This window comes from Actinoallomurus sp. CA-142502 (assembly GCF_050936355.1).
GTDB classification, from domain to species: domain Bacteria; phylum Actinomycetota; class Actinomycetes; order Streptosporangiales; family Streptosporangiaceae; genus Actinoallomurus; species Actinoallomurus iriomotensis.
This window is the reverse complement of sequence record NZ_JBNJMY010000001.1, coordinates 3,690,080-3,706,266: the sequence shown is the minus strand read 5'-3', so window position 1 is coordinate 3,706,266 and position 16,187 is coordinate 3,690,080. Positions and strand designations below refer to the sequence as shown.

Sequence of the window (16,187 nt, the reverse complement as noted above, 5' to 3'; positions counted from 1 at the left end):
TAGGGCACCCCTTGCGTCTCACGCGCCGAGGTCCTTCCGGCCGACGGCCATCATCTTCGGGATCGCCTGCCGCGTCACGCCCAGCTCACGGGCGAGGTACGCCCGCTTGAACCCCTCCGCCGGCAACCGCTCCATGATCCGGCGGCGCTCGCGGGCCGGCTCCTGCGTGATCCGGGCGTGTTCGATCGCCTGGTCTCGCATCTCTTTCAGCCGGGCGATCAGCTCGGTCTGTGCCGGCGTCTCGATGACCGACAGCATGGGAGTCGTCAGGAGTTCAGCGGACCGTCGACGGCGAAGACCTTGCCGGGGTTGAAGATGCCCGCCGGGTCGAGAGCCTGCTTGATCGCGCGATGCATGTCGAGGACCACGGGCCCGGCCTCGTCCTCCAGACCGCGGCGCTTCAGCAGGCCGACGCCGTGTTCGCCGGTGACCGTACCGCCCAGGTCGATCGCCTCGTCGATGATCCGCTCGAACGCCGCCTGGGCGCGGAGGCGCGCGGGTTCGTCGTCCGGGGAGGTGATCATCAGGGGGTGCAGGTTGCCGTCACCGGCGTGGGCGATGTTGGCGATGTGGGTGTCGTGCTCGCCGGCGATGCGTTCGATGCGCGCCAGCATCTCCGGGACGAGCATCTTCGGCACGCAGATGTCCTCGGAGAGCACCGGGCCGAGGCGTTCGAGCGCCGGGTACGCGAGGCGGCGCGCGGCGAACAGCGCCTCGGCCTCCTCCGCGTCCGTCGACCGGGCGCTCCACGTCGCGCCCACCGACTCGAAGCAGGCCAGCATCGCGTCGGCCTCCTCCTCGCCGGCCTGGCCGGGAGCGTCACACCGGCCGAGCAGGAGCACGTCCCCGCCGTCCGTGAGCCCCATGTTGCGCCACTCGTCCACCGCGCGCAGGCAGTGCCGGTCGATCAGTTCGAGCGCGCTCGGCACGATCCCGGCGGCGGCCACCGCGGCCACGGCCTCACCGGCGGTGACCAGCGAGTCGAAGTACCCGACGACCGTACGTTCGGCCGCCCGCGTCCCCCGCAGCCGTACGGTGATCTCGGTGATGATCCCGAGCGTCCCCTCGGAGCCGACCATGAGCCCGGCCAGGTCGTACCCGGCCACGCCCTTCGCGGTCCGCCGCCCGAGCCGTACGACGTCACCGCGCCCGACGACCGCCTCCAGCCCCAGCACGTAGTCGCGGGTCACGCCGTACTTGACGCAGCACAGCCCGCCCGCGTTCGTCGCGACGTTCCCACCGATCGTCGACCACGGCGCGCTCGCCGGATCCGGCGGATACCACAGCCCGTACTCGGCGCACGCGCTCCGCAGGTCGTCGTTCACGACACCGGGCTGGACGACGGCGAGCCGCTCGTCTGGATCGATCTTCAGCACGGCGTTCATCGCCTCGAAGGAGATGACCACGCATCCGTCGAGAGCGTTGGCCCCACCGGAGAGCCCGGTACCCGCACCCCGCGCGACGACCGGAACCCCGCGCGCGGCACAACGAGCCACCACCTCACGGACGTCGGCCGTCTCACGCGGCCGCACCAGCGCCGCCGGCCGCCCGTACGGCGCCCATTCCGCCTCATCATGTGCGTACGACGCCAGCACGTCGGCGTCCCGCACCACCCGCCCGGCGGGCAGCGCACGCTCCAGCTCGGCCACCACTTCTTCGGACATCACCGCCATAAGGGGCACCTTATTCGACCGCCCCCTCGAAACCCGGCGAGCGCCCGCTACACCTCGGGACCACAAGCGGCCGATGCGCTCGCGCAGAACCCTCAATATCCCTACTATCTAGGTCGACAAAGACTACATAATGAGGATCGCGGCATGGACCTGAGAGATGAGGCCGCCTACGACCGACTGCGCGCCGCGCAGTGGCGGGCACGAACTGCGATGTCCCGCAGAGCCCTGTTGCGCATATCCGCCACCGCGGGTCTCGGCGCGGCGGTCGGCGGCATGGCACCGCGTCCGGCGGTGGCCACCGCCGCCGGGCCGATCGTCAAACCACTGCCACCCGAGCTGTTCGTCGTCTACGGCAGCAACGCCGAGATGCGCTGGGAGGCGATGCGCGGCCAGGGCTACCACACCCCGATCGACCGGTTCTTCGTCCGCGACCACACCAGCACGCCTCTGATCGACGTACGGAGCTGGCGGCTGCGGCTCTTCGGCAGCGGCCTGCACGGCTCCCCCACGCTCGACCGCGCCGTCGAGTTCTCCTACGAGGACCTGCTCGGCCTGCCGGCCAGGGAGATCAGCGCGTTCATAGAGTGCACCGGCAATGGCCGCAGCTTCTACACCACCCAGCAGAACCAGCAGGTCAGCGGCACCGCATGGAAGCTCGGTGCCATCGGCGTCGCACGCTGGCGCGGCGTGCCGCTGTCGGTCGTGCTCGACCGCGCCGGCCTGACGAAGCACGCCGTCGACGTCATGCCGCGCGGCCTCGACCCCGACTATGTCGACGCCGGGACGAACCACGGACGGGTACGCCGCCCGATCCCGGTCGCCAAGGCCCTGGACGACGCGCTGCTCGCGTACGAGATGAACGGCCGGATCCTGCCGCCCGACCACGGCTTTCCGGTACGCCTGGTGGTGCCGTCGTGGGTTGGCATCTCCTCGATCAAATGGGTCGGTGACATCGAGGTGTCCGACGCCCCGCTGTTCTCGCCCTGGAACACGCAGTACTACCGCCTGTTCGGACCCGGCTATCCCCCCGAGGGCAGCGCCCCGGTCGCGCGCCAGGTGATCAAGAGCGCCCTCGAGCTGCCGTGGAACGCGACCCTGAGCGCGGGCCGTACGACCGTGCTGCACGGCCGGTCGTGGTCCGGCCATGGACCGGTCCGCCGCGTCGAGGTGAGCACCGACGGCGGCACGAGCTGGCAGCGCGCCCGCACCCACGGGCCGGAGAGGCCCGGGGGATGGCTCCGCTGGGAGTTCCCGTGGCGCCCCGACGGCACCGGGCCACGGACGCTGCTCGCACGGGCGACGGACGCGGCGGGTACGACCCAGCCGGATACCGCGCAGTACAACACGCTCGGCTATCTCTTCGACGCGGTCGTGCAGCACCCGGTCACCGTGGCCTGAGCTGGTCTGAGCCGAGGGAACGGCCGACGGTATCGGAGGCGTGCCTCTGGCCGGGGTACGGGTCCGCCGCTGCGACGCGGCGCTGCCGGCGCACGCCGTCGCGGGCGTCCGGCACCGCCGAGCACTATCGGACGTCGGCGCCGATCATCTTGTCCGTGCGCGACCGACACGCCGGGGCTCGCGTGCGCGGTGCCCTCGCCTCGACGGCGTGGCCCACGCGCCGGAGCAGGGCATGATCAACGGCGAGGCGGAACGGCACGTCTGTCTCACCCGCCGGACCGATCCCCTGTCGTCGGTCTGGCCGGCATGGCGAGAACCCCATGGGGCGCTTCTCGCCTCGGTGACGGCGTGCGCGTTCGTGTGGCGGCGCCGTGTCAGGGCGTCGTGAAGGCCGGGTTGGTGCGCAGGCGGCCGACGCGGCGGGGTTTGCGTCGCGAGGTGTTGCTGCGGACCTCCGGAGCCCGGTGTTCCAGCGCGGCGCGGAGCTGCGCGCGGCCACGGTGAATGCGGCTGCGCACGGTGCCCATCTTGACGCCGAGCGTCGCGGCGATCTCCTCGTACGACAGGCCCTCGATGTCGCACAGGACCACCGCGGCGCGGTATTCCGGGGCGAGGGCGTCGAGTGCCGTCTGGATGTCGCCGTCGAGGTGCTGGTCGTCGTACGCCTGCGCCGGGCTGGGCTCGCGGCCGCGCAGCCGCTCGGCCGCGTCGTCGGCGAGACCTTCGAAGCGGATGCGCTGCTTGCGGCGGACCTGGTCGAGGAACAGGTTGGTCGTGATGCGGTGCAGCCAGCCTTCGAACGTGCCGGGAGTGTAGTTCGACAGAGACCGGAACACCCGGACGAAGACCTCCTGCGTGAGGTCCTCGGCGTCGTGCTGGTTTCCGGTCAGCCGGTACGCCAGGCGGTAGACGCGCGCGGAGTGTTCACGCACGATCCCGTCCCAGCTGGGCGGCGTCCATGCCGCCGAGTCAACCTTCACCTGTCACCCCCGAGAGTGGTGTGTACGTCAGAGTCTTGCGGGTGGGAGGTAAGAGCGATGTAAGGCCGCCGATTCCTTCTCACGGTCTCAAGCATGGCAGCGCACACCTCCTCTAACGTCGCCCGTCAGACGGGTCTTGGACGGGCCCTCGTCCACCGCGGGGCGGAGAGGGTACGCGTGCCGCTTCATCCTCTGGAAGTAGAGGCACACGCATCCCTACCACCTCTTGATACGTCCGAAGTCCGCGAAAGGTTCACCGACTCGTGATCAAACTTTGACACAAGAGTTCCCCGAGGTCTCACAACCAAAGCGACGAACCGCCAGTACCCACGCAAGCGACTCCCATACCGAGAACCTCTGGCGAATCCCCGCACAGCTCGGCGGACGAAATCAGGAGTCCCATCGAGTCACCCTTGAGGCCGGCGAGCGCAAGCGAGACGAAAGTACGGTGAGTAACCGGCCCAGGGAACCGGGGGAATCCTCGCCAGAGCCGGCAAGCCAGAGGACGGCGAGCAACCGGCGCGAGGGGCGCGGGGCGAAGCCCCGCATCGGGGGTTCCAGGGGGTCGCCCCCCTGGACAAACACAACGGGCCCGAGCGAAGCCGGGCCCGAAAGGGACGGCGAGCGCAATGACTCGCCTCGCTCCCCCGACTGGACTCGAACCAGTAACCTGCCGGTTAACAGCCGGCTGCTCTGCCAATTGAGCTACGGAGGATCGCGTGACGGCCGCTTCGCGGCGGTCGCCCCGACGGCTTCCAAGGTTAGCGTATTCCAGGGGTGCTCGTTTCCTCCCCGACTGTCAGAGCGGGCGGGGGGTATGTCTTAACTCGACCGGTAGAGGAGATGGCCATGAAGTATCGCTTTGGGTTCCTCACGGGAGCAGCCGTCGGATACGTGCTGGGCACACATGCGGGACGAGAGCGCTACGAGCAGATCAAGCGGCTCTCCCGGCGTGTCGCGGAGAACCCCACCGTCCAGGAGGCCGCCGGCATCCTGCGTGCCCGGGCCAGCGAGCTGGCCGGTACGGCCCGGCAGAAGGTGGGCGACAAGGTGTACGACCGGGTCCCCGGCATCCGCCGGAACCGCCAGGACACCGCCGGCATCAGCTGACCCCGAAGCAGCCCGGCCGGCGGATCCCCACCGATCGTTCCTGACCCGGCAGGCTCGGGAAGGACCCCGATGCGGGGTCCGCCGGCTCACCCACTCTCAAACGCCCCCACCCCGATCCGGCACCTACGGCACGGACCCGTAGCCCGGCCCACCCCACGCCCCGCCGTTGAGGCGGACGGACGCGCCCACCCGCTTGAGCTCAGGCGCTCGGCCGTGGCGTGAAGACGCCGAAGTGGTCGCCGGTGGTGTCGCGCAGCCCGGCCCGGCGAACCCACGCCTCACCCCGACCCGGCAACCGACTTCCCCCCGATCCGTTAGGCATGGCCTCAACCGGATCTCGCAGCCTCAGACGGCTCGGAACACGACCGAACGGCTCACCTTCCAACAGGTGCACCTCGCCCCGCCCCAGCACATCCGGCACGGGCCCCGAACACGGCCCGCCCCTCAGCGGACCTCCGCCTCACCCCGATCCGCCAGGCTCGCGTTGCACGGGTCCGCCCCACCCCGGCCCCGTACGAGCGGCGCAGCTCGAAACACGGCCCGCCCCTCAGCGGAACTCCGCCTCGCCGCGATCGCCGGCCGCTGCCTCAACCGGATCCGCAGGGTGGAACAAGGTCGACCGGCTCGCGTTCCACAGATCCGCCTGCCCCCGATCCGATCGGCGAGTGTGCTCGGCCGCGCGCCTCCGGCGAATCGGCTCCGCGCCCGGACGGCCGTCCTGTCTCCGCTGAGCCTCTGAAGATCACTCGAGGCACACGGACACCCACAGCACGCCCGTCGGCAAGCAGGGAGGCTTACAGGCCCGTCTGGCGGCGGATCTCCTCCATCGCCTGTTCTGCCTGGGCGAGCAGGCCCGGGTCGGAGGGGTCCAGGCCCGAGTCGAAGACCAGAGTCCAGCGGGGGTCGCCGCTGCCCTTCGCCGGGCGGCGGGCGGCGATCCGCACGCCGCCGCCCCCGGGCAGTTTCACGTGGGTGCTCACCACGACCGTCGCGGTGACCCGTTCGCGTACCGTCTCCGGGACCGAGCCGGGCTCGGACAGGTGGACCGAGTGTCGTCCGCCGCCGACCTCGCGTACGGCGAGGACGCCGTCTCTCCACGCGGCCTGTTCGACGCGTTCCCACGGCAGGCGGGTGAAGGCCGCGCCGTCCTGGAAGTGCAGTGCGGCGTCGGTCGCGACCGTGTCACCGCTGACCGCCAGGACCCGTTCGCCTCTGCCGAGGGTCAGGCCGTCGGGCAGGTTCCGCCGCCGTGTCAGTCGCATGCGCTCACGCTACCGTCCCTTTACCGGCGAGCGGCGATCATGTCGGCACAGCGACCTCACCGGCACCGCCGCGAGCCGAGCAGGTCGAGTACGAGCGCGGCGGACCAGCTGAAGTCGTGGCTGCCACGGCCGGTGCCGTCGAACGGGTCGAAGCACTCACGGAACCCCGACTGGCGCACCAGGCGCAGGGTCGAGCCGAGCAGCAGGTCCGCGACCGCGTCCAGGTGGTGGGTGAGCGCGCCGAGCCACACGAGCCAGTTCGTGTTCACCCAGGTCGGGCCCCGCCAGTACGCCCCGCGGTCGAACACCGCCGACTGAACGTCGCACGTCGGCACCGGATAGCCCGTCGCGCCGGCGAACCGCGCGGACAGCAGCAGCTCGGCCAGGCTCCGTACGATCGCGGCGGGCAGTTCCGGGTCCAGCAGCGGCACGAACCCGGCGACCGTCGCCGCGGGAATGAGCTCGTCCGTACGGACGTCGCGGGCGCGGAAGCACCCGCCGTCCCACAGCCGGTCGAGCATCGCCCCGTGGATCCGCTGCGCCGCCTCGCGGTGCGGTCCCGGGTCGGCGCCGGCGAGCTCGGCGACCTCGGCGAGGGCGTGGGTCGAGGCGAGGAGGACCGCGTTGAACAGCGGATCCTCCACGACGAACGGGTGGTCGTCACGTAGGTACTCCGCCCGGTATCCGGCGTCGCGCATCGACCGTACGAGCGACACGTGCCGGTCGGCGACGGCTCCGTCCGGACTCTGCGTACCCGAGAACGGTGACCGGGGCGGGTCGACGGCCTGCAGCGGCCGGTCCCAGGCCGGGCTGTTCTCCAGCCCGGACTCCCACGGATGGCAGAGGCTGACCAGCCCGAACCCGGCGACGTCGCGCTCGCGTTCGAGGTAGGCGTGCTGGGCCGCGAGCCGGGGGTACAGGCGGGTCAGGAACGCCTGGTGCTCGCCGGTGCCCTGCGCGAGGCGCAGCGCGGCGAGCGCCTGCAACGGCGGCTGGGCCAGCCCGGAGGTCTCGACGCCGCGCGGGGCGTCCGGCTGGGCACCGCTGCGCCAGAACTCCGGCCCCGGGAAGAAGGCGTTGCCCGACACGCCGGAGCTGAACACGATGTGCGGCACGAGGCCGGTCGCCCACTGCCCGCGGAACAACGACAGCAGCTCGATGCAGGCCCGCTCGGGCCGGTGCCGGGCCAGCCCCAGGCTGACGAAGGCCGAGTCCCAGCTCCACTGGTGCGGGTACAGCCCCGGCGCGGGAACGGTGGCCGTGCCGGTCCAGTTCGCGTCGAGCACGCGTGCGGCGGCCTCCCAGACGGCCGTCTCGTCACCCATGAGCCGCAGCCCCATTATCACAGCGTACGGAACGCCCGGACCGTCGGCGATGCCCGATCCGCCCAAAGTCCCGGAAAGAGGCGGGAACGACCCGCGTCACCCGCCGGGCGGCCTCAGGCGAAGAGCGTCTCGCCCCAGTAGCCGCCCTTGCGCGGGCCCGGTGGGCAGGCGAAGACGCCGGAGCCGACGTGCTGGACGTACTGGTTCATGTGGTCGTTGCCGGCGAGCCTGTTCTGCAGCGCGACGAACTGCTTGCGTGGGTCGCGCTGGTAGGCGATGAAGAACAGGCCGGCGTCGAGGCGGCCCAGCCCGTCGCTGCCGTCGGTGAACGAGTAGCCGCGGCGCAGGATCCGTACGCCGCCGTTGCTGTCGGGGTGCGCCAGGCGTACGTGCGAGTCGGCCGGCAGCTTGGCGAGGGGCACCGGGTCGTGCTCGTGCTCGGCGCCGTACGGGTTGCCCTCGCCCTTGGTGCGGCCGAAGGTGTCCTGCTGCTCCTTGAGCGACGTGCGGTCCCAGGTCTCGATGTGCATGCGGATGCGGCGGACCACGACGTACGACCCGCCGGCCATCCAGGGCACGCCGTCCTTGGCCGAGGCCCAGACGTGCTGGTCGAGCGCCTTGTCGTCATCGCCGGAGATGTTGCGGGTGCCGTCCTTGAAGCCGAACATGTTGCGCGGCGTCTGCTGGTCCGGCGTGGTGGAGGACGTCTTGCCGAAGCCGAGCTGGGACCAGCGCACCGCGACGACGCCGAACCCGATCCGGGCCAGGTTGCGGATCGCGTGCACCGCCACCTGCGGGTCGTCGGCGCAGGCCTGGACGCAGATGTCGCCGCCGCTGCGGTCGGGGTCCAGGGCGTCTCCGGGGAAGTGCGGCAGGTCGGCGAGCGCGGCCGGACGCCGCGCCTTGAGCCCGAAGCGGTCCTTGCCGTCCTTCTCGAACAGCGTGGGGCCGAAGCCGACGGTGAGGGTGAGGCGCGCCGGAGGCAGGCCCAGGGCCTCGCCGGTGTCGTCGGGCGGCGACTCGGGCAGCCCGCCCGCCGCCGAGCCGTACGGGCGGCCGCCGGTCAGCGCGGCGCCGGCCGCGGTCCACTCCTTGAGCATGCGGATCAGGCGGTCGCGGTCGTCGGTGACGACGTCGAAGGCGGCGAAGTGCAGGCGGTCCTGCACGGGCGTCGCGATGCCGCTCTGGTGCGCGCCGAAGAACGGGACCGCCCCGTCGTCGGCGGGCTGCTCGACGGCCTGCGCGACGCTGACCAGGCCGGCACCGGCCGCGGCGCCCGCGGCCAGCGACACACCCGAGTAGGCGAACAGCCTGCGTCTGGATACCTCGGTCACTTGGCGACCACCCCCGCGAGCTTCGACAGCGGCTCGGCCAGTGCGTTCACCTCGTCCGACAGCTCCTTCCGCTGATCCTTGCCGACGGTGTCGTAGGAGACGTACCCGTCGCCCTTCTCGTACTTGGCCAGCAGCTTCTGCACCTTGGCGAACTCGTCGGTCAGGTCCGAGGCCAGGTCGGCGTCCCGCTCCTGCACGACCGGCTTGAGCAGCTCGAACGCCTTCTGCGCCCCGTCGACGTTGCCCTTGAAGTCGCTCAGGTCGGTGTGGGAGAAGGTGTCCTCCTCTCCGGTGACCTTGCCGGTGGCCACCTCGTCGAGCAGTTCCTTGGCGCCGTTGGCCATCGACGTGGCGGTGATCGACGCGGTGCCGACGCGGGTCTTGAGCGTCTCCAGGTCCTTGACGAGCTGGTCGGCGTACGGGCCCTCCCCCTTGAGCGACTTGGTCTTCCAGAGAGCCTTCTCGATCTGGTGCCAGCCGGTCCACTTGTCGCCCTGCTTGAGGTCCGCCTCGCGGTTGTCGACCTTCGGGTCGATGTCGCCGAAGGACTCGGCCACCGGCTCGATGCGCTCCCAGCCGACGCGTGAGGGCGCGAACTCCGCCTTGGCGCCGGCGATGTCGCCCTTGGACACCGAGGCGGCGAACTTCTTGGCCTTGGCGAGGGTGTCGTCGACCTGCTCGCCGACATAGGTGCGGTACGAGGCGACGGCGGCGTCCAGGCGCGGGTCGGTCGCTTTCCCCTCGCCGGTCACGGTGAAACTCTGCGACGGCCCCTTGCCGGTCATCCCGGCGCTGCACATCACCTTGTACGTGCCGGCGGCGAGCGTGACGGTGATCTCCGCGCCGGTGCCCGGGCCGATGTTCTCTCGCTCGGAGACGATCTTGCCGTCGGGCGCGAGGATCTCCAGCTCGTTGACCTGGGAGCCCTTGTTGGTGACCTTGAAGGTGGTGGCGCCGGCCGTACCGCTCTTGGTGCCGACCTCGCAGGAGGAGTCCGTGGCGGTGACCGAGATCGCGCCGCTGCCTCCGCCGGCCGCGTCGTCCTTCCCGCACGCCGACAACAGGGACAGCGAGGCGACGACCGCCCCCGCAGCGGCGATCAAGTGGGCAGGACGCATGCGGTCTCCAGCGTGAGGGAAATGGTTAGGACTGCCTAAGTTAGCCTCACCTAAGCTCGTTCCGTCAAGCCGCGCAGCTGAGGGCCGGATGCGAGCTTGCTCACTGTTCTCTTGGGGCACCGAAGCCACGAAAGAAGACAAGGGCGCCGCAAGCTCGCAAAACGGCCCCCGGCCGCCCTCGGGGGAAAGGGCGGCCGGGGGCCGTTTCGGCCTACGGTGGACCCGCGCTACTCCAGATACTCGCGGAGCATCTGGGCGCGCGTCGGATGGCGCAGCTTCGCCAGCGTCTTCGACTCGATCTGCCGGATGCGCTCCCGCGTCACCCCGAACTCCCGGCCGACCTCTTCGAGCGTCCGCGGATGACCGTCCGTCAGGCCGAAACGCAGCTGGATGATCCGCTGCTCACGGTCCGACAGCGACCCGAGGATGCCGTCGAGCTGGTCCTGGAGCAGGATGAACGCCGCCGCCTCGATCGGCACCACGGCGTCCGCGTCCTCGATGAAGTCGCCGAGGTCGGAGTCCTCCTCCCCGATCGGCGACTGCAGGGACACGGGTTCCTGGGCGACGCGCTGGATCTCGATGACCCGTTCGGGGGAAAGGCCCATCTCCGCGCCGATCTCCTCGGGGGCCGGTTCGCGACCGAGGTCCTGGTGGAGCTGGCGCTGCACCCGCACCAGCTTGTTGATGGTCTCCACCATGTGGACCGGAATCCGGATGGTCCGGGCCTGGTCGGCGATCGCTCGCGTGATCGCCTGGCGGATCCACCAGGTCGCGTAGGTCGAGAACTTGTACCCCTTGGTGTAGTCGAATTTCTCGACGGCACGGATCAGGCCGAGATTTCCCTCCTGGATCAGGTCGAGGAACAGCATGCCGCGGCCGACGTAGCGCTTGGCGATGGACACCACCAGGCGCAGGTTGGCCTCGATCAGTCGTTGCTTCGCCCGGACTCCGTCGCGGGCGAGCTGTTCGAGGTCGTCGCGTTCGCCGGGAAGGAGGATGGCCGCACCGGCCACCTTCTCCTCGGCGAACAGCCCCGCCTCGATCGATTTCGCGAGTTCGACTTCCTCTTCTGCCGTGAGTAGCGGCACGCGGCCGATCTCTCGCAGGTAGATACGTACCAGGTCGCTCGTCGGCGCGCGACGGGAGACATCATCTCCGTCGACGCGCGCCGAGTCCTCGTGTGCGCTGCTGGACTCGAGGACTTCGACACCCTGCTCTCCCAGAATCCGGACGACCCGGTCCACCGAGTCGGCCGGAAGGTCAGAGCGGTCGAGCGCGGCAGCCACGTCGTCGACTGTGATTCCGCGCTCTCTGCCGCGTGCGACGAGGTCCGCCACCTGCTCAACCGACGGCGTCTCGCTTGGCAGCACTGAAGGGCCCACGGTGACAGTGTGCGTCAAGGTGGCCGCGTAACGGGGGACCTATTTTTCGGCCACTTCCCTCACAACGACCCGATTCCACGCTCCCGCAACTTGTGTCTCTGCTGTTCAAGAGCCATGAGATCGCCGAACAGGCGGCGATGCTCCTCGCCGTGCTCGACCGGATTCAGCCGTCCTAGTTTGGACTGCAGCTTCGCGATCTCGCGGGTCACCTGCACTTCCTGCAATCTGGACAGCTGAGATTGGGCATATCGGTCGTCCGGAAGTCCGAAATAACGGAGCGGTTCGACCGCGAGGCTCGTGACCAGGCCTCTGACCTCGTCGTTCGGCGCGGCGTCCCGCAGCAGGCCGGCCCATTCCGGTCCGGTCGCGGCGGCGGTGCCCCCGAGTTCGGCGATCAGTCTGCAGACGGCCGCGTGGCCGGGAACGAGCATCGCGTCCGGAGACACGGCGTCGAAGCCGGGCCCGAGCAGCGCCGGCCGCTGCACCGCGAGCTTGAGGGTCTCCCGCTCGACCCGGACGATCGGGTCGTTCGGATCGTAGGCGGGGACCGGCGGCGGCGCCGGCGCCTCCGGAGCCTCGGCGGCGGCCCCCCGGCGACCCCGGGTGTCGCCGCGCCGGCGCGTCGCGTGCTCGCGGACCCGGCGCAGCACGAACTGCTCGTCCAGGAAGCCGGTCCACCGGTCCAGGTCGATGGCGTACCGGTCGCGCATGCCGCGGTCGCGGATGCCCGCGATGATCGGCGCGGCGGCGTCGATCGCGGCCAGCCGGCCTTCGGTGGTGTCGAGGTCGTACTTCTCGATGGTCGCGCGGATGGCGAACCGGAACAGCGGCACGCGGGACGCGACCAGGTCACGCACCGCGGCGTCGCCGTGCTTCATGCGCAGGTCGCAGGGGTCGAGCCCGTCGGGCTGCACGGCCACGAACGTCTGCGCGGCGAACTTGTGCTCGGACTCGAACGCCCGCAGGGCGGCCTTCTGCCCGGCCGCGTCGCCGTCGAAGGTGAAGATGACCTCGCCGCTCGCCTCGTCCTGGTCCATCAGGAGCCGGCGCAGGATCTTGATGTGCTCATCGCCGAACGACGTGCCGGAGGTGGCGATCGCGGTGCCGACCCCGGCCAGGTGACAGGCCATGACGTCGGTGTAGCCCTCGACGATGACCGCCTGCCGCCGCCGGGCGATCTCCTTTTTGGCCAGGTCGGCGCCGTACAGCACCGATCCCTTCTTGAACAGGGGCGTCTCGGGGGTGTTGAGGTACTTGGGGCCGTCGTCGCGCTCTTCCAGCCGCCGCGCGCCGAACCCGACGACGTCGCCCGTGAGGTCGCGGATCGGCCAGATCAGCCGCCCGCGGAACCGGTCGATCGGCCCGCGCCGGCCCTGGCTCGCCAGCCCGCCGGTGATCAGCTCCTTGTCGCTGAAGCCGCGGCCGCGCAGGTGGCGTACGAGCGCCTCCCATTCGTTGGGGGCGTATCCGACGCCGAACCGCTCGGCCTCCTCTCGCCCGAACCCGCGCTCGGCCAGGAACCGCCGGCCGATCTCGGCGGCCGGGGTGAGCAGGTGCTCGGCGTAGAACTCGGCCGCGGCCCGGTGCGCCTCGACCAGCCGGGTCCGCTCCCCCTTCTGCCGCCCGGGGACGTATCCGCCCTCGGTGTAGCGAAGCTGGATCCCCGCCTTGGCCGCGAGCCGCTCGATCGCCTCGGTGAACGACAAATGGTCGATCTTCTGAATGAAGGCGATCGCGTCGCCGCCTTCTCCGCAGCCGAAGCAGTTTCCGGTCAAAATGTTGTCTTCTAGGACAAATGCATGCCCCTCATCGACAACAGCGCAGAAAACCTCTTCGACCCGGCCGCTCTCCTCGACGGACTCGACCACCCAACTCGGGTCGCCATCGGAGCCGCGCGCGCCGGCCGCCGCGACTCCGGCGGGCACCGGCTCGGGAGAGGACGTGAGGACGTACGCGAGGCGGTGGCCCGGCGCGAGGGCCCGTGTCGTCAGTTCGCGCTGTTCACTCGCGCCGACGAACCAGCGGTGCTCGGCGGTGGCGTGGATCTCCTTGCGCCGGCCGTCGCGGCTCAGGACGATGCGCATCAGCGGCTGGACGCCGAACGAGTAGAACGGAGCGTCGCGCCACCGGCCGTCACGTCCGAGGATGCGGTGAGTGCCGCCCGCCAGCTCGCGGATCGGGCGGAGCCCCTCCCGGGTGAGCACGCGCGTCTCGCCCGCGAGGCAGTGCCACAGGCCGTTTGAGACGTTGAACGATGGGGACTTCTCATCGTGGAACGGGCAGAGGCCCTTCAGGGCACCGCCTCCGGCGTTGCGGAGCTGGACGTACTCCCCCACGACCGCGTCGATCGGTGACCGTTCGCGTACGAGTGCGATGTCCTCATCGCGGATCCGGCCTGCCACGTCGGCAGTCTAGTCGCGCCGTGCCGTACACGAGGCCGTGCCCCGCTATTCGGGGCGACTGGACAAATCACGGACTTACGAGGTGTACTGGCTCAACTTCGGTGGGCCATAACGGATTCCGCCGGCTCTTGTCATCGGGTGTACGGGGACCCCGGCGGCCGCAATCCCGCACGCGTCGGTTCGGCTATTCCCGACCGCCGCGGTGAGCATGAGGTGTCGTAAGCGATGACCGAGGTCGTTCTGGATGCGGTGAACAAGGTCTATCCGGATGGTTTCCACGCGGTCCGCGACCTGACCCTGCGCATACCCGACGGCGAGCTGTTCGTCCTGCTCGGGCCCTCCGGATGCGGGAAGTCGACGATCCTGCGGATGGTCGCCGGGCTGGAGGAGATCACCTCGGGCAGCCTCTGGCTCAGCGGACAGCTCGCCAACCATCTCCCGCCGCGCGAGCGGAACCTGGCGATGGTGTTCCAGAACGGCGCGCTTTACCCCCACCGAAACGTTCACGGCAACATTTCGTTCCCTTTGGAGGTCGCGGGCGAGAACGACTCCGACTCGCACGAGCGGATCGTCGAACTGTCGCGCGCGCTCGGCATCGAGGAGACCCTTCACCGGCTTCCGTCCACCCTGTCGGGCGGCCAGCGGCAGCGGGTGGCGATGGGCCGGGCGCTCATCCGCCAGCCCGGGATCTTCCTGATGGACGAACCGCTGTCGAACCTCGACGCCGGCCTGCGCACCGAGCTGCGCATGGAGATCGGCGCGCTCGTACGGTCCCTGGGCGTGACCACGCTGTACGTCACGCACGACCAGACCGAGGCGCTCACGCTCGCGGACCGCGTCGCGATCCTGCGGCGCGGCGTCCTGGAGGACGTCGGCACGCCGCAGCAGGTGTACGACGACCCGGCGACGATGTTCACCGCGGCGTTCCTCAGCGCGCCGCCGATCAACCTGGTCCGCGCCACGGTGCGCGCCGACCAGAACGACGGCGTCACCCTCGGCATCGGCGACCAGCAGCTGAACCTGCCCTGGTCGGACTCACGGGCCACCGCGCTGGTGTCGCAGCATGGGGCGTTCGTCACGGTCGGCATCCGCGCCGACGCGATGCGCCCGGACCCGGACGGCCTGATCTCCGGGCGCGTGCGGGCGCTGGAGTTCCACGGGCACGAGTGGCTGGCGCATGTGGAGGCGGGCGTGGTGCTCGTCGACGCGGAGACGTTCCGCGACGACGAGCCGCAGCAGACCCGGCAGGCGGGCCGGCCGGGCGTGCTCCGCCGGCTGCTGCGCACGACGGGGCTCACGGCCGAGGAGGCCCCGGTCAACCCGGTCTCCCACGGCGGCACGCACCGCCGGTCGGACCTGGTCTTCCGCATGGAGAACCGGTCGGGCATCGCGGCGGGCGACACCGTACGCCTGTCGGTCGACACCGAGCGGATGCTCCTGTTCTCCGAGGACGGCCGCCGGGTCGACAAGATCGATCGCTGACGGGTAGCGGCGACCGGCGCGGTCAGGTCGCCGGGTCCAGCCGCAGCACCGCCGTGCGGCCGACGTGCGGCAGGATCTCCTCGACCGGCGCCTCCGGCGCGAACGGCAGCAGCGGGTCGCGGTACTCCACCTGGGGCAGATAGGTCGCCAGGACGCCGGCGACACCTGGCACCGGCCTCATCGCATGCTGTGAGATTCCTCGAGGTAGGCCATGACGCCCGCCGGCTCCTCGGCGAAGAAGACCAGGTTCGCGAGGGGGCACGGCAAGAACCCCTCGTCCTCCATCCGCCGGAACTGCTCCCTCAGGCCGTCGTAGAAGCCCGCGCTGTTCAGCAGCACCAGCGGCTTGTCGGTCTGGCCGTGTTTCTTCAGCTCCAGGATCTCCGTCGCCTCGTCCAGCGTTCCGGTGCCGCCCACCATGATCACTACCGCGTCGGCCTTCTCCAGCAGCAGCCTCTTGCGCTCGGCCAGGTCTCGCGCGACGACCATGTCGTCCACGCCGGGACGCACCTTGTCGACCAGGAAACGCACCGAGACCCCCATGAGCCGTCCGCCGGCCTGGTGCACTCCGTCCGCCACGACCTTCATCAGGCCCGTGTCGGAGCCGCCCCAGACCAGGGTGTGCCCGCCCTTGCCGATGAGTTCCGCCAGCTCACGGGCGGGTCGGGTGTAGGTCTCGGAAAGGTCCGCCGCGGAGAGGAAGACGCAGATGTTCATGCGG

The 16,187-nt window shown here is 70.4% G+C and carries 14 protein-coding genes and 1 tRNA gene; 3 read left to right on the top strand and 12 right to left on the bottom strand.

All coding sequences use genetic code 11. The features are described from left to right. Nucleotides 1–18 precede the first annotated feature (18 nt). Nucleotides 19–258: a hypothetical protein gene (locus tag ACQEV1_RS18035; RefSeq protein ID WP_433394791.1), complete on the bottom strand. Its 240-nt coding sequence runs from the start codon at nucleotides 256–258 to the stop codon at nucleotides 19–21. 8 nt (nucleotides 259–266) lie between these two features. After that, nucleotides 267–1,673, bottom strand: a complete 1,407-nt coding sequence (locus tag ACQEV1_RS18030) for an FAD-binding oxidoreductase (RefSeq protein WP_433394790.1) — start codon at nucleotides 1,671–1,673, stop codon at nucleotides 267–269. A gap of 144 nt (nucleotides 1,674–1,817) precedes the next feature. Between ACQEV1_RS18030 and ACQEV1_RS18025 the strand changes: the two genes are divergently transcribed. Then, nucleotides 1,818–3,071, top strand: coding sequence for a sulfite oxidase (locus tag ACQEV1_RS18025; protein ID WP_433394789.1), 1,254 nt, complete (start codon nucleotides 1,818–1,820; stop codon nucleotides 3,069–3,071). 374 nt (nucleotides 3,072–3,445) lie between these two features. On the opposite strand, the gene sigE is transcribed toward ACQEV1_RS18025, so the two are convergent. After that, nucleotides 3,446–4,051, bottom strand: a complete 606-nt coding sequence (gene sigE / locus ACQEV1_RS18020; RefSeq protein WP_433394788.1) for an RNA polymerase sigma factor SigE — start codon at nucleotides 4,049–4,051, stop codon at nucleotides 3,446–3,448. A gap of 642 nt (nucleotides 4,052–4,693) precedes the next feature. After that, a tRNA-Asn gene (locus ACQEV1_RS18015) sits at nucleotides 4,694–4,766 on the bottom strand. 134 nt (nucleotides 4,767–4,900) lie between these two features. On the opposite strand from ACQEV1_RS18015, the gene ACQEV1_RS18010 reads away from it, so the two are divergent. Then, nucleotides 4,901–5,161 carry a YtxH domain-containing protein gene (locus ACQEV1_RS18010; protein ID WP_433394787.1) on the top strand — a complete coding sequence of 87 codons (261 nt, stop codon included), beginning with the start codon at nucleotides 4,901–4,903 and terminating at the stop codon, nucleotides 5,159–5,161. 794 nt (nucleotides 5,162–5,955) lie between these two features. Here the strand turns inward: ACQEV1_RS18010 and ACQEV1_RS18005 are convergent. The 6 genes from ACQEV1_RS18005 to dnaG form a co-directional block, all read right to left on the bottom strand. Next, complete coding sequence (locus ACQEV1_RS18005; protein WP_285567059.1) at nucleotides 5,956–6,423, bottom strand: hypothetical protein; 468 nt, start codon at nucleotides 6,421–6,423, stop codon at nucleotides 5,956–5,958. A 56-nt stretch (nucleotides 6,424–6,479) separates the two neighbouring features. Next, nucleotides 6,480–7,763, bottom strand: a complete 1,284-nt coding sequence (locus ACQEV1_RS18000) for an MGH1-like glycoside hydrolase domain-containing protein (protein ID WP_433394786.1) — start codon at nucleotides 7,761–7,763, stop codon at nucleotides 6,480–6,482. 98 nt (nucleotides 7,764–7,861) lie between these two features. Next, nucleotides 7,862–9,082, bottom strand: a complete 1,221-nt coding sequence (gene efeB, locus ACQEV1_RS17995; RefSeq protein ID WP_285617225.1) for an iron uptake transporter deferrochelatase/peroxidase subunit — start codon at nucleotides 9,080–9,082, stop codon at nucleotides 7,862–7,864. Beyond that, nucleotides 9,079–10,200, bottom strand: coding sequence for an iron uptake system protein EfeO (efeO, locus tag ACQEV1_RS17990; protein WP_285617227.1), 1,122 nt, complete (start codon nucleotides 10,198–10,200; stop codon nucleotides 9,079–9,081). Before efeO ends, efeB begins: the two co-directional genes overlap by 4 nt. A 227-nt stretch (nucleotides 10,201–10,427) precedes the next feature. Beyond that, the gene (rpoD, locus tag ACQEV1_RS17985) at nucleotides 10,428–11,570 is read right to left on the bottom strand and encodes an RNA polymerase sigma factor RpoD (protein ID WP_285618861.1); all 1,143 of its coding nucleotides are present in this window, start codon (nucleotides 11,568–11,570) and stop codon (nucleotides 10,428–10,430) included. 71 nt (nucleotides 11,571–11,641) lie between these two features. Next, nucleotides 11,642–13,984, bottom strand: coding sequence for a DNA primase (gene dnaG / locus ACQEV1_RS17980; RefSeq protein WP_433394785.1), 2,343 nt, complete (start codon nucleotides 13,982–13,984; stop codon nucleotides 11,642–11,644). A gap of 225 nt (nucleotides 13,985–14,209) precedes the next feature. Between dnaG and ACQEV1_RS17975 the strand changes: the two genes are divergently transcribed. After that, a complete protein-coding gene (locus tag ACQEV1_RS17975) occupies nucleotides 14,210–15,466 on the top strand; it encodes an ABC transporter ATP-binding protein (RefSeq protein WP_285617232.1) in 1,257 nt (418 codons plus the stop codon). Between the two features lie 22 nt (nucleotides 15,467–15,488). On the opposite strand, the gene ACQEV1_RS17970 is transcribed toward ACQEV1_RS17975, so the two are convergent. Beyond that, nucleotides 15,489–15,638, bottom strand: coding sequence for a hypothetical protein (locus ACQEV1_RS17970; protein WP_285617233.1), 150 nt, complete (start codon nucleotides 15,636–15,638; stop codon nucleotides 15,489–15,491). Between the two features lie 5 nt (nucleotides 15,639–15,643). Continuing rightward, nucleotides 15,644–16,183, bottom strand: a complete 540-nt coding sequence (locus tag ACQEV1_RS17965; RefSeq protein ID WP_285617234.1) for a TIGR00730 family Rossman fold protein — start codon at nucleotides 16,181–16,183, stop codon at nucleotides 15,644–15,646. Nucleotides 16,184–16,187 lie beyond the last annotated feature (4 nt).

What these genes read in the sequence shown, in the direction of transcription:
- ACQEV1_RS18000 (WP_433394786.1), bottom strand. Translation starts at nt 7,763, where the DNA reads ATGGGGCTGCGGCTCATGGGTGACGAGACGGCCGTCTGGGAGGCCGCC.
- ACQEV1_RS17965 (WP_285617234.1), bottom strand. Translation starts at nt 16,183, where the DNA reads ATGAACATCTGCGTCTTCCTCTCCGCGGCGGACCTTTCCGAGACCTAC.
- ACQEV1_RS18010 (WP_433394787.1), top strand. Translation starts at nt 4,901, where the DNA reads ATGAAGTATCGCTTTGGGTTCCTCACGGGAGCAGCCGTCGGATACGTG.
- ACQEV1_RS17975 (WP_285617232.1), top strand. Translation starts at nt 14,210, where the DNA reads ATGACCGAGGTCGTTCTGGATGCGGTGAACAAGGTCTATCCGGATGGT.
- ACQEV1_RS18025 (WP_433394789.1), top strand. Translation starts at nt 1,818, where the DNA reads ATGGACCTGAGAGATGAGGCCGCCTACGACCGACTGCGCGCCGCGCAG.
- ACQEV1_RS18030 (WP_433394790.1), bottom strand. Translation starts at nt 1,673, where the DNA reads ATGGCGGTGATGTCCGAAGAAGTGGTGGCCGAGCTGGAGCGTGCGCTG.
- ACQEV1_RS18005 (WP_285567059.1), bottom strand. Translation starts at nt 6,423, where the DNA reads ATGCGACTGACACGGCGGCGGAACCTGCCCGACGGCCTGACCCTCGGC.
- ACQEV1_RS18035 (WP_433394791.1), bottom strand. Translation starts at nt 258, where the DNA reads ATGCTGTCGGTCATCGAGACGCCGGCACAGACCGAGCTGATCGCCCGG.
- efeO (WP_285617227.1), bottom strand. Translation starts at nt 10,200, where the DNA reads ATGCGTCCTGCCCACTTGATCGCCGCTGCGGGGGCGGTCGTCGCCTCG.